We start from the raw sequence: 13,408 nt of genomic DNA, 5'->3' as shown, positions 1-13,408 counted from the left end.
GGGGTCAGCCGCGATCCGCAGGTGGTCGCCGACTATCTCGCTGATCCGCTGGTCTACAATGGCAAAATGGGTGCGAGGCTGGCTACTGAGATGCTTGGCAACATGACCGAGATTCAGAAAAATGCCGGACAGATTTCGCTGCCGTTGCTTCTGCTTCATGGTGGAAAAGACAGTTTGGCTGCAGCTGACGGGTCGAGATTTCTGGATGGCCATGTTTCTTCCAGCGACAGGGTGTTGAAAATCTATCCGGAACTGTTCCACGAAATTTTCAATGAACCGGAAAAAGATCAGGTTCTGAATGATATGACCGACTGGTTGGACAACCGACTGTCGGCAGGAAAAGGGTAGAGCGGAGCTATGGAGATTTTCATTACTGTCTTGGGAATTATCATGGTGGCATTGATTGGCCTCTATGTTTTTTTTCCGCGCATCTTGTTCGGGTTTTTCCGCGATGCCCTGCGCAAAAAAGGCAAGCTGACGGTAAAATCGATCAGAGTGGGTGATATGCTCTGGCCTTATCTGGAAGGCGGCTCACCGGATGCAGAGCCTTTGTTGCTGCTGCACGGGTTTGGCGGGGACAAGGATAACTGGGCGGCTTATGCGCCACAGATTGTAGGGAAATACCGCCTGATTGCTCCCGACCTCCCGGGGTTCGGAGAAAATATCAGGGATATCGACCGTGACTATGACATGGCCACGCAAGCTTCGCGGGTGCGGGATTTCCTGGACGCGATGGGGATTGAAAAATGTCATATCGGCGGAAACAGCATGGGCGGATTCGTGTCGCTGCGCTTTGCGCTAGACTTCCCGGATCGCCTGATTTCCATGACCTTGTTTAACAATGCAGGGGTCGTTGGAACCAGTGAAAGCAAGCTCCAGAAGGAAGCACAAGATGGGAAAAACCCACTGGAGATTCACAGCCCGGACGATGTAAAGCGGATGCTCGCTTTTGTGGCCCACAAGCCGATGAATATCCCCGGACAGTTCCGGAAGATATTCTATGAGGATTTCGCGGTGCACCGTGACTTGCTCGACAAGATTTTCTGGAATCTGGTCGAAGACGGCATGGGCAAACCGCTGAATGACCAGCTCGACCAAGTCAAGACACCGACCCTCATCATATGGGGACGGCACGACCAGTTGATCGATGTAAGTTGTGTCGATGTGCTTACAAATGGCATTCCCAACGCAGAATCGGTTGTGTTTGAAGATGTCGGCCATATTCCGATGATCGAAAACCCCAAAGGAACCGCTATGCATCATCTCGAGTTCCTTGCAAAACACTGAAATTCCCTCCAGTTTAACCAGGACGGACTTCCGATGGAGGAGTCGCCGACAAAGGGAAGCTTATGGAGTTGAAAGTTGGACTGCTGGGTGGTGGATCATGGGGGACCACGGTGGCGTCGTTGGTGTCGCGCAACGCACCGATAAAACTTTGGGCGCGAGATCCGGAGACCGTCAGCGATATCAATGACAATCATTGCAACAGCAAATATCTGCCGGACATAAAATTACCGCAAGCTTTGACCGCAACTTCGGAAATCGGCGAGGCCGTTTCTGGCGCGGATGTGCTTGTGATGGGCATTCCTTCCAGCAATTTCCGCAACGTGCTGGTGCAGGCAAAGCAACATCTCAGACCGTGGGTTCCGGTGATCAGTCTGACCAAAGGACTGGAACTGGCAACCAGTAAACGGATGACCGAGGTTATCGAAGAAGTTCTTCCTGGCCATCCTGTGGGCGTGTTGACCGGCCCCAATCTGGCACGCGAAATCATGGCCGGCCAGGCCGCCGCCAGTGTCATCTCGATGGAAGACGAGATTATCGTGAAGCAGCTGCAACAGCTTTTCCATTCGGGCGTATTCCGCGTCTATACCAATACCGATCTCCTCGGTTGCGAATTGGGAGGGGTACTCAAGAATATCATCGCTATCGCTGTAGGCATGGGCGATGGTCTCGGGGCAGGAGATAATACCCGTTCGGCATTGATTACCAGAGGGCTCGCCGAAATCACGCGCCTGGGCGTCGCCATGGGCGGTAAACCGGAAACATTCTCTGGCCTTACCGGTATGGGCGATATGATTGCTACCTGTACCAGTCCGCTGAGCCGCAACCGTCATGTCGGTGTCGAGCTTGGCAAGGGGCGCCACATTGATGAAATCATCGACGAAATGCTCATGGTAGCGGAAGGTGTCAAAAGCGCCCCGACGGTGATCGCTCTGGCCAAGAAATACGGGGTTGCGATGCCGATTGCCGAGGACGTGTATGAAGTAACCAAAGGCAATCGTTCCGCGGCGCGCGCGTTCCGAGGATTGGTAAATCAATCGGCTGGAGCGGAGTCCGAGGCGGGTTGACAGCGACCGTCTTTGAGCGATCGAAACATCAGAAAGCGACGCGCGATCAAACTCCCGGCATGAAAAAACTGTGACATTGTTTGACGTTATACAGGGTTTTTGCCGGATTATTTTGACTCAAATGACTCAAAGATAAGGAAATTTTCGAGTCAATTAAGTATGTTAGGAAATCTTCTTGGTTTTACTTGCTTTGAAATGGGGCATATCATAAAATTAGATACCGTAAGCGGAGGAATTTGTTAGGCTGCGTATTGACAAACACCTTTGCTAGCCAAGGAGTAGAGTATGGAATTTCGGAGCCGCGCGGCCAATGATGCGGAAGAGAATTTGCGGATCGAAGCGACTGATTTGCTAGTCTCGGCGGCGTCCACTTCCGAACCGGATATTTTTGAAAAACAGTTTCAGGAAATTGAACTGCGATTTGATCGTTCCGATGAAATATTCTGGTGTTACATGAACCAGAAATCACGTCCGAGCTACACCTACGAATTGGGAGACGAGATCCAGCAGGTCCAGGACTGGATTCATTCCAACTATGCAATGGATGCTTCAAAAAGATCCGATCCGTTGCGTTATTTCGTGTGTGGATCACACACGCCGGGGATTTACAATCTGGGGGGTGATTTGAAGCATTTCTCCGATTGTATACGGCGCCGTGATCTGGGAGCCTTGAAAAAATACGCCCGCACTTGCGTCCATATGCAACATGAGAACAACACAGGTTTTGGCGCGCCGATCATAACCATCGCACTGGTGCAGGGTGATGCATTGGGCGGCGGATTCGAGCACGCGCTGGCTTTTGACATATTGGTTGCTGAAAAAAGTGCGCGACTGGGGCTGCCGGAAATATTGTTCAATCTGTTTCCAGGCATGGGGGCTTACAGCTTTCTGCGGCAGCGTCTTGGCCGAAAAGATACCGAGCGGTTCATCCTCGAGGGCAAGCTGTTCACAGCCACCGAACTTTACGAAATGGGTGTCGTCGACATTCTGGCGGAAGACGGCATGGGCGAAGCCGCCATCATTGAATATACCAAGGAAAACCGCAAACGCTTTCACGCCGAACGTGCGGTCTACCGGGCCCGTAAAATCGCCAACCCGGTCAGTCTCGAAGAACTTCTAGAAATCACCGATATGTGGGCGGAAACAGCACTTTATCTTGAAGAAGCCGATGTTCGAAAGATGGAGCGACTGGCGGCGGCGCAGGAACGCCGGATTCAGCGATCGTTGCGCGCGGTTTGACGATCGATCGATTTAACTGTCGTGCTTCCGGCGGCCTTGGCATCATTATCATCTGATAAACCGGCCTTCAGACAATTGCGAATGTCGGCAATTTGCTGCTCAACTTTTGCAAGATATACGTGGCAACGAGCCTTGAAGTCTCGCTCGCCGATAACCTCGAGTTTTGAACATGTTTCAACCAGGCGGGTCGCGCCAACGTTCGCGGCTCCGCTCTTGAACGCATGGGCGTGGAAGCGAAAATCATCGACAGAACCGTCGTCGATGGATTTTCTGAACGCAATCAGGATCTCGCCTGCATCTTCCAGATAGGTATCGATAATCGACTGGACAAAAGCCTCGTCTCCAATCGAAAGCAGATAATCCAGTTGAGCCTGATCAATAGCAGGCGGCTCCAGCAGTCGCTTCTGGACGTCCAGATTGCTGACCACTCCCATCGGATCGGAGGCTATTTTGCTTTCCGTCTGATCGACCATCTTGACTGTTTGTGAAGAGATAGTCTCAATCAATTCCTTTGCTTCGATCGGTTTTGTCATTCGAAGATCCATCCCGGCATCGAGACATTTCTTTTCAGTCTCCTCGGTTGAATCGGCCGTCAGACCGATGATCGGCATATGGTTACGCGGGCCCTCGATCTGACGCCATAGCCGGCAACATTCAATCCCGCCCATGATGGGCATGTTGACATCCATGAAGACGATATCAAAGGATCCTTCCTCAAGCTCCGCGAGCGCTTTCTCGCCGTCCGCAACCACGGTGACTTCATGACCCGCGTTGGCCAAGATCGTTTCAAGCACCATCTGGTTGGTGCGATTGTCGTCAGCGATCAACACCCGGACAGGCGAGACTGCGGATGTCGGAGTATCGACCCTTGATTCCTGATGCTGCCGCGCGTCCGCATCTGCAAATGAACAGCCAATCTGGACAGCGCTACGGATTGTACCAAAGTCCGAGCCCGCAGGAAGAAGCGTAGCGAAGGCCGCCCGAAGTTGCATGTCTTTCAGGTTTTTCACTTTGCCTTCGGCAAATAATACCGGAGGCAGTTTGGCTTTCCGGAACGCCGACCATAGTGGAGATTGGTCATCATGATCACTTGCAATGGCCTCATCCAGCAACGCAATATCATAAAATTGGGAATCATTTTGACCGAGAATTTTTACGATATCGTCAGATTGACGGCACTGGATATGATCAATTATGATGGGTTGATTCTCGACATTGCAGATAATCGGCGCCTGTTCATTCCGTGTCAGCGATAGAATTCTGACGGTTTTGATGTCGGAGCTGTTATTTTCGGTTTCCAGAAACCCGGCCGGAAATGACATGGTAAAAGTGCTGCCCGACCCGGGTTCACTGTCAACCTCGATATGCCCACCCATTTGAACCGCCAGCTTGTGGCAAATTGCCAAACCCAATCCGGTTCCGCCGAATTCGCTAGCGATTGTGTCATTCGCTTGATGGAAAACTTCAAAAATCTTTTGTTGGGCTTCCTTCGGTATCCCGGGCCCGGTGTCGGTCACGGAGATCCACATCTCACCGTGGTCATTTTCCGGACCGAAACCACACCGCAAGGTGATTGAACCGGATTTGGTGAACTTTATTGCGTTGCTGGTTAGATTGATAAGAATGTTGCGGACATAATCGAGCTGGCCAGAGATGATCTGGTCGCTGCGCGGATCGGCCTGAAGGATGATCTTGAGGTTTTTCTCGTCTGCGGCGATCAGCATGATCTCGCGAACTTCAGCAAGGACGTCCACGAGGGAAAAAGACTTTGGCTCCGGCAATTCTTCTCGAGAATCCGATTGCGCGAAGCTCAGCAACTGGTTGATCAAGTGCAACAAATGGCGACCTGCAGACACGCTGGTCGAGATCATCTGATGCTGTTTTTCGGGCATCTTCATATCAAGAAGGTGCGTGCCATAGCCGATGATTGCGTTCAACGGAGTGCGCAGTTCATGACTGATGCTGGCAAGGAACAGACTCTTGGCCTTGCTCGCTGCTTCGGCTTCTTCCTTGGCTTGGGAGATTTTGGTGATCAGAGTCGAACAATATGCGGGTATTACGAGCAATCCTGCCAGAAGGCCGATCGAAAGCGAGGGGCTATTGCGCCAAAAGTCGACGGTATAGATGGTCCATCCAAAGGTGATAGCCGCCATTGCCGAAGCGAGGAAAAGCCACGTCACTCCAAAACGAAAGCCGTTGCCCAGTATGACCCAAAGCATCAGCGGGTAGAGCGCAGCAACGCTTTCTCCGCCGACCTGGAATATGAAAGCACTAGCACCAAAATCGGTGCAAAGGCCTATAAACCGTCTCAAATTCGAGGGTTTTCGGTGAACGTGATAGGCAATCGCGATCGCCACTCCGACGATGAAATAGACACCAAAACCGATGATCAATCCGGTAGGTGCACTCAGAATAGCGCAACCTGACCAAGCAAGAATAATCAAAATGATCCGGTTCTTGATCATTTCATGTTCACGATCACACGCCTGGCCGTCCATGCCATAGGGCGAGTCTATGTGATGACTATGCAGTTTCTGCATGGCGCTGGATGGTAGCGGTAACACGGGGGTTAGCCTTCTGCCGATCGGCTGGGCCTGTGAATTTTCCGTCCGTCAAACAATTTGCGGAGATTTTCGGCGCGTTGCGGACGTGCAATCTGGAACCCCTGGATTTCATCGCAACCCGAAATCCGTAACAGATCCAGTTGCGCATCATTTTCAACGCCTTCTGCGACTACACGCATACCGAGAGCGTGGGCCAGATGGGCGATAGTGCCGATAATGGCCCGGTCTGCCGCACTATGTTCAATGCGGGATATGAAAGTGCGATCAATTTTAAGGCAATTGGCGGGTAGATCTCTCAGATATTGCAGCGAGGAATAGCCGGTCCCGAAATCGTCGATCGCGATCCCTACGCCGTGACTGCGAATGCGCTCGAGCGTTGCTCTGACTTGTTCGTTATTATCGATTAGCAGCTCTTCGGTGATCTCGATGGTAATTTTGGAAGGCTCGATTCCGTTGGCTTCGATACTGGCAAGCAATTCTTCGCAGAGATTATGATTCTGAAATTGTCTCGGCGAAACGTTGATCGCGACCCGCGGGAGATCGATACCGTCATCGGCGTGGGCCTTTATCTCACGGCATACTTCTCCGATCACCCAATTTCCCAACAGGTCCATAAGTCCGCTGTCATCGGCTACTCGAATGAACTGAATGGGAAGTAACCGGCCCCGAATTGGATGATCCCATCTAATCAGAGCTTCCAGGCCAACATATTCAAGCGTCTGGGCATCGACAATTGGTTGATATTCCAGCGAGAACTGGTTTTCGATGAGCGCGTCGCGCAACTCGTTCTCGAGAGCGGCATCGGCTTGCGCAATTTCATTCATGTCTTCGGAGAAAAACCGATGACAATTTCGGCCATTGGCCTTGGCATCATACATGGCAAGATCTGCCATACGCAGGACTTCTTCATATTCATCGCCATCACTCGGGATGAGGCTTACGCCGATCGATGCGCTGATAACCTGGCCTACGCCGCTGATCGCATAAGGCTCGTTGATGGCATTGAGGATTTTGGTGCAGCGAGAGTTTATCGAGTCAACGCTGTCAAACTTGTTCAGAATCACCGCAAACTCGTCGCCTCCGATGCGCGCTGCAAAATTTTCAGATCCTATGACCTTGGTAATGCGGTCTGCGACTTCTCGTAAAAGTGCGTCACCGCTGTGATGACCGCGGGTGTCATTGATGATTTTGAAGCGGTCAAGATCCAGCAGTAGCAGGGCCGCTTCGCTGTTTGTTTTCTTGCAGTTATCGATGGTGGATTTGACATTCTCGGCGAGCAGGACCCGATTGGGAAGTCCTGTCAGCATATCATGCAGGGCCAAGTGGGCTCTGTGTTCTTCAGCAAATTTCCGGGCAGTGATATCAACCGCTGTCGTTAACACGCCAATCGCTTCACCCTTGTGGTTGAGCAGTGGAGATTTATTGCAATGGAAGATCAAATCGACACCATCGCTGGTGATTTTCTCTTCGTAATGGGGAATGGCGAGCCCCGATTTTAACACCATCTCGTTCCTGCGCCGGGAATTTGCAGCCAAGGCGGGTTCAAAAAACTCCGCAATATCTGTGCCGACCATTTCATCCGGGTCCTTGTCGAACAAAGCGGACTGATAGGCGTTGGTGAACAGGCAGTTCCCGGAACGATCCGTTGCATTGATCATGATCGGGATGGTGTCGATAATCTGTTCGAGCATGCTTTTCCCCGAAGGGCCGTCAACCGAAGACGTTTCGACGATCTTCGCATGCTTGTGCGCGGTCTCCGTTGCGCGTTTGCGCAGCGTTACACTTTTCTTGCTTTTTGTGAGCAGCGAAGATGCACGACTACAGAATTCCACATGGGAAACAGGGCTTTGCAGGAAATCCGTGGCGCCGGCATCAAGCGCGGCAAGCCGGCATTCGCGGTCCTGATGAGCGGTGATGACAATCGCCGGTACCTCGCTGGTGCCCGGCATCATCCTGACTTTCCTGATAAATTCCGCACCGTTCATCTGCGGCATACGATAATCTACCACCATCAAATCCGCTTTGTTGTCCCGCAGCCAATGCAGCGCTTCAACAGGGTCAGCGTAAGTGACGGCGGAATAATTTTCCCCCATCAACGTCACAAACTGAGCATAGATTCTCAGATTAGTTGGTCGATCATCGACTATCAAAACGCACGTGTTCATGTTGGTAGGAAATAAAGACTTTTGTTCAAGATAAGGTTAATAGCCGATTCCGAATATATAACTATGTATATCAGTAGGTTAAGAATATTCTTTCGCGACTGCAAACTGCATCGGGCGTCCGACGGAAATTTAGGTTGTTAGCTGAGCCGCTTTTAGCGCTATCGAATGGATAGGATCAGAAGGAAGCCGGACAAGTTTGACCAGCTGATTTCGAAGGCGGTTCAGATGAGCGGAAGCAGTCATTCGCACCCCGCTCCTTTCATGGAAAAGAAACAGCAAAGTTCGGCTGATTATCCTGCAAACAAACCCAATTCTGGTGACCGGCATTGCTTTTTACCGCATTTATTGGTTAAAGTGTCCGGCAATTGGTGGAGGAGGGGCGCTGTCTCCACAAAGGCCTGTCATCGTAGCGCAATAGGCGAATATCCGCTTGTTCGTTGTGTTGGGACTATGGGGGTAGTCAATGATCCGTTTAGGGATCTTGATAATCATATTTGCAGCTTCAGTTTGGCCGGCGATGGTCGAAGCCAAACGTGTTGCCCTGATCATCGGCAATTCAGCCTACGTGAACACCAGCTCGCTGCCCAATCCCGTAAATGACGCCAACATTGTGGCCGATTCAGCCCGGAAAGCGGGTTTTGATGATGTTATCGTTGCACTGGATTTGACGATAAACAGCTTTCAGCGTGAGCTGCGGACATTCCGGGAAAAAGCCAACGGAGCAGACGTTGCGATGATCTATTATGCAGGTCATGGCATGGAGGGGCAGGGAAAGAACTGGCTTCTTCCGATCGATGCCAAACTGAACACCGCCTTCGATCTTCCCTATGAGTCGATCAATATAGAACGCATGATGGAATCGGTTTCTGGTGCGCGCATCAGAATGGTTGTTCTGGATGCTTGCCGCAACAATCCCTTTGGTAACAGTTGGGCTTCGGGGACCCGGGCCGTGAACCGCGGTCTGGCGGGATTTGACGCCGATGGCGTGCTGGTTATTTATGCAGCTGCGCCAGGACAAACCGCAACTGACGGGAGCGGGTTCAATTCGCCCTTCGCAAAATCCCTCGCCAAACGGTTGCCCCAGCCGGACTTGCCGCTTCAGATGTTGGGTGGAGCGATCCGTGATGACGTTCTTGCGGCAACGGGGGGCAACCAGCGTCCGTTTGTCAGCGCCAGCATCACGGGGACACCCGTGTATCTCGTAAGCCCGGCAGCAATAAAACCGAAGCCCGCACAAGTGGCGATAGCGGGTTCACGTTCTCCGGCAGCATCCTTGTCGACCGCCAACCGATCGACCATGGACGCGCTGATGTGGCGTGGTGCCGATGCGGCCGGGAGCTTGACCGCCTATCAGGCCTATCTAAAGGAATTTCCCACAGGGCTTTTTGCCGATCTGGCGAACAAGAATATCGCGAAGTTACGCGGTTCGACGGGCGGGACTGCTTCCAATCGAAACAATTCTGCGTTCGGTAAGTCGGTGCAGTCCTTGGTTCCGGAAACCGGTGCTTCGACCGTGCTCTCCGGGTCCGGTGCGAACTCTCCAGTGTCGAATAGTTTCGCCGGAAGTCCGGCTTCCACAGCACTGGCGATCCCGGACAATGTGCCTGCACAACAAAGCAAGCCGGTTCTTCCCTTGCCGTCCACGGGTTCTGACCAGAAGTCGGCAACCGAGCTGGCCTATGTTCCGCCTGCAACTGCTGAACCCGAATTGCCCGCTTTACCGCCAACACCTGTACTTACCAGGGAGGGCTATCCAGACTGTCGGGAAAGCCATATAGTTTTTGAGATGCCGTTCGACCGGGCGGAAGACATAAACCAGTGCACCGTCAAACTGGACGAATATTACAGCCAGATTCTGACCCCGTTTCGCGAACGGATGATCGAACATCAGAAAACTATCTCCCAGCTCTATGTCGATCGGGTAGGCGGCAACATGCAATATTCGCCCAAAAGCCAAGACGGCTTTTATGCAATGATGATGAAGGAGCATGCAGATTCCGATCCCGATGGGGTCAATCTGGCGGAGTATCGGGCGACAGAGGCTCAATATCAGAAGGATCGCGAGTATCTTCAGGACCGGTTTTGTTTCTATACCGGTTGTGGTGGCTATCCGGTGCCGGAGTTTGATGTGAAAAAGGCGCTCGCGCAGCCGAAGGTCAGAATGGACCGATCGGCCGGGAACATTGAAGGCGCAGTCGACATTGCCAGCGCTGACGACGCGCCTGAAAAGCCGCAGAAAAAAAAGAAGTCCGGTTCAAAAAAATGCAAGGGTGCCAGAAGCGGCGGCGGGTTGATCGGCGGTTTGCTGGGCGGTGTGATCGGCGATGCAGCAGGCTTGGGCAAGGTTGGAACATTGCTCGCCGGTGGTTTGGGTGCGGTGATCGGCGCCGAAATAGCCTGCCAGCTTGATCACAAGGAACAGGAAAAGGCTGCCGAGGCCACGTTGGCCATCGTCGAGAAAGAAGAGGTCGGTGCAGTCGCAAAATGGCAGAGCCCGACCCGGGCCGATGTTTCTGGCTCGTCAACAATCACTGCGCTGACTGCCGAACCGGACGGACGGAAATGCCTGAACATTACCGACATCGCGATCATCGATGGCGAGGAAACAAAAATCGCAAAACAGATGTGCCGTGGGCCAGGAGAGAAAAGTTACTCTCTTATGGCCTAGCACAGCATTCGACTGGTGTTGAAATCCGGTGGTCGGGAAGAGAGGATTCGAACCTCCGGCCCCTGCGTCCCGAACGCAGTACTCTACCAGGCTGAGCTACTTCCCGATCCGTTGGCAATTTTCGGTCCACGGAATCTCGTGCGCTGCTTATATGCCTGTCCGATTTCCGGTTCAAGTCATAGGCAACCAGTCGCACCAAAACTCCCATTGGCCATATACCCAACCGGATTTGGTTGAGGATACGGCCAGAGCGGTCTAGCGTTTGCTGAACACTTGGTTGGAGCATGATGGTTTGATTCCCGGACAACATTACGAACAGCAATATCTCGATCTGATGCGGAAAATCTGGACGGAGGGAGATGAACGGGTGGATCGCACAGGTGTGGGTACACGCGCTGTTTTTGGCGTGACTATGCGTTTTGACCTCGCTGATGAAGCGATCCCGTTGCTCACGACCAAGCGCGTATTCTGGAAAACTGCAACGCGGGAAATGCTCTGGTTTCTGACCGGCGATACCAATATCCGTGAACTGGTAAAACAGAAAGTGCATATCTGGACCGACTGGCCACTCGAAAAATATCGCAAGGAAAGTGGCGAGGAAATTGACCGGGACGCTTTTGAACAGCGGATCATCGAGGATGATGTATTCGCCGCAAAATGGGGGGACCTCGGCCCGGTCTATGGCAAGCAATGGGTCGACTGGCCGCGCTATACACCAGTCGGCGAAGGGCTGTTTCATCGCGAAGAAAAAGGCATCAACCAGATTGCGCTGCTGATCGAAGGGATCAAGAACAACCCCGGTTCGCGGCGCCATATTTTTACCGGCTGGAATGTCGCCGAACTGGACGAGATGGCTTTGCCGCCCTGTCACAAAACCTATCAGTTTTACGTCTCTGACGGCAAATTGTCGGGGCTGCTTTATCAGCGCAGTTGTGACCTTGGCCTCGGCTTTGCGTTCAATATTTTCTCCGCGGCGTTGTTGATCCGGATGATTGCGCAACAATGTGGTCTGGAACCGGGTGAGTTGGTGTGGAATGGCGGCGATGTGCATCTCTATCTCAATCATGCCGATCTGGTGGAAGAACAGCTCGCTCGCGAGCCTTCGGGAGCTCCAAAACTGAAAATTCTGCGCAAGCCCGATTCGATATTTGACTATGATTTAGGCGATTTCGAGGTGATGGATTACAAACCCAAGTCCCACATTTCCGCGCCGGTCGCGGTTTGATCCCTCAAAAGGGCAGGGAGATTGACCTAAATTGGGTTTTGTAATATTGTAACAGCTTGTTGAATTAATATTGCAGCGCAACAAATGCGCGATTCTTGCTGGAGAGGCCCGATGGCTGACGAAAAACCCAAAAGCAATTTGCCGCCTCTGACACTACATGTGCCAGAGCCGAATTTCCGTCCTGGTGATGCGGTCGACTATAGTGGTCTGGATATTCCTCCGGCGGGCGCACAGGCGCGGCCGGACATAAATACCGCACCCAAAGATATGCGCGACATGGTCGATGACATGATCCGCGTGCTGGACGACGACCACAAGGCGGTTGGCCCCTGGGATCCGCAACTGGATGACGAAACGCTGCTCAAGATGCTCCGGACCATGGTTCAGGTGCGCACTTTTGACGACCGGCTGCATCGCCAGCAGCGCCAGGGAAAAACCAGTTTCTACATGAAATGCACGGGTGAGGAAGCGACATCGGTTGCCGCCGCCATGGCATTGCATGGCGACGACATGTGCTTTCCGAGCTATCGCCAGCAAGGCATATTGTTTGTCAGAGGCTATCCGCTGACCGAGATGGTCAATCAGATTTTCTCCAACAAGGCGGACAAGCTCAAAGGGCGACAATTGCCGATCATGTACAGCTCGCGGCGGCTGAACTTCTTCACCGTATCGGGCAATCTGACTACGCAATATCCACAGGCCGTGGGCTGGGCGATGGCCAGCGCCAGCAAGGGTGACAACCGGATTGCCGCTGTATGGTGCGGCGAAGGTTCTACCGCCGAGGGTGACTTCCACGCAGCGATGACCTTTGCTGCGGTCTACAACGCCCCGGTGATCATGAATGTGGTGAACAACCAGTGGGCGATATCGTCCTTCTCCGGTTTTGCCGGTGCGGAGAGGGCCACATTTGCCGCCCGCGGCGCCGGCTATGGTATCGCCGCCTTGCGCGTCGATGGCAATGATCCACTGGCTGTCTATGCGGCAACCAGTTGGGCGGCCGAACGGGCGCGTACCAATCAGGGTCCGACCCTGATCGAGCATTTTACCTACCGCGCAGAAGCCCATAGCACGTCCGATGATCCGACCGCCTATCGCAGCGCGCAGGAGCGGGAAGAATGGCCGCTCGGCGATCCTATCATGCGGCTCAAGCGCCATTTGATCCATCGCGGTGTGTGGAGCGTCGAGCAACAGGAAGC

At 52.8% G+C, this 13,408-nt stretch carries 9 protein-coding genes and 1 tRNA gene; 7 read left to right on the top strand and 3 right to left on the bottom strand.

The features are described 5' to 3' along the window. The 4 genes from WBM93_RS10390 to WBM93_RS10375 all read left to right on the top strand — a co-directional run. On the top strand, positions 1-348 hold a 348-nt coding region (locus WBM93_RS10390; RefSeq protein ID WP_424431583.1), incomplete at its 5' end, for a serine aminopeptidase domain-containing protein. Positions 349-390: 42 nt separating this feature from the next. Beyond that, positions 391-1,287 carry an alpha/beta fold hydrolase gene (locus tag WBM93_RS10385; protein ID WP_424431581.1) on the top strand — a complete coding sequence of 299 codons (897 nt, stop codon included), beginning with the start codon at positions 391-393 and terminating at the stop codon, positions 1,285-1,287. Positions 1,288-1,349: 62 nt separating this feature from the next. After that, positions 1,350-2,351 (top strand): NAD(P)H-dependent glycerol-3-phosphate dehydrogenase, encoded by a 1,002-nt coding sequence (locus WBM93_RS10380; RefSeq protein WP_424431579.1) that lies wholly within the window; start codon positions 1,350-1,352, stop codon positions 2,349-2,351. A 285-nt stretch (positions 2,352-2,636) separates the two neighbouring features. Continuing rightward, on the top strand, positions 2,637-3,590 hold the full coding sequence (locus tag WBM93_RS10375) for a crotonase/enoyl-CoA hydratase family protein (protein ID WP_424431577.1): 954 nt from the start codon (positions 2,637-2,639) through the stop codon (positions 3,588-3,590). Here the strand turns inward: WBM93_RS10375 and WBM93_RS10370 are convergent. Then, the gene (locus WBM93_RS10370; protein ID WP_424431575.1) at positions 3,566-6,154 is read right to left on the bottom strand and encodes an ATP-binding response regulator; all 2,589 of its coding nucleotides are present in this window, start codon (positions 6,152-6,154) and stop codon (positions 3,566-3,568) included. The genes WBM93_RS10375 and WBM93_RS10370 overlap by 25 nt on opposite strands. A 5-nt stretch (positions 6,155-6,159) precedes the next feature. Next, complete coding sequence (locus WBM93_RS10365) at positions 6,160-8,319, bottom strand: GGDEF/EAL domain-containing response regulator (RefSeq protein ID WP_424431572.1); 2,160 nt, start codon at positions 8,317-8,319, stop codon at positions 6,160-6,162. 463 nt (positions 8,320-8,782) lie between these two features. Between WBM93_RS10365 and WBM93_RS10360 the strand changes: the two genes are divergently transcribed. Further along, the gene (locus WBM93_RS10360; protein ID WP_424431570.1) at positions 8,783-10,987 is read left to right on the top strand and encodes a caspase family protein; all 2,205 of its coding nucleotides are present in this window, start codon (positions 8,783-8,785) and stop codon (positions 10,985-10,987) included. A 29-nt stretch (positions 10,988-11,016) separates the two neighbouring features. Here WBM93_RS10360 and WBM93_RS10355 read toward each other — a convergent pair. After that, a tRNA-Pro gene (locus tag WBM93_RS10355) sits at positions 11,017-11,093 on the bottom strand. Between the two features lie 156 nt (positions 11,094-11,249). Here WBM93_RS10355 and thyA point away from each other — a divergent pair. Together thyA and WBM93_RS10345 are read left to right on the top strand one after the other, a co-directional pair. Next, the gene (gene thyA, locus WBM93_RS10350) at positions 11,250-12,212 is read left to right on the top strand and encodes a thymidylate synthase (protein WP_424431568.1); all 963 of its coding nucleotides are present in this window, start codon (positions 11,250-11,252) and stop codon (positions 12,210-12,212) included. A 111-nt stretch (positions 12,213-12,323) separates the two neighbouring features. After that, positions 12,324-13,408 (top strand): 3-methyl-2-oxobutanoate dehydrogenase (2-methylpropanoyl-transferring) subunit alpha (locus WBM93_RS10345; RefSeq protein WP_424431566.1); only part of this gene is annotated, 1,085 nt, incomplete at its 3' end.

The organism is Parasphingorhabdus sp. (assembly GCF_049667325.1).
Lineage (GTDB): Bacteria > Pseudomonadota > Alphaproteobacteria > Sphingomonadales > Sphingomonadaceae > Parasphingorhabdus.
Note: the sequence above shows the minus strand (reverse complement) of the source record. Positions and strands in the feature narration are given on the sequence as shown.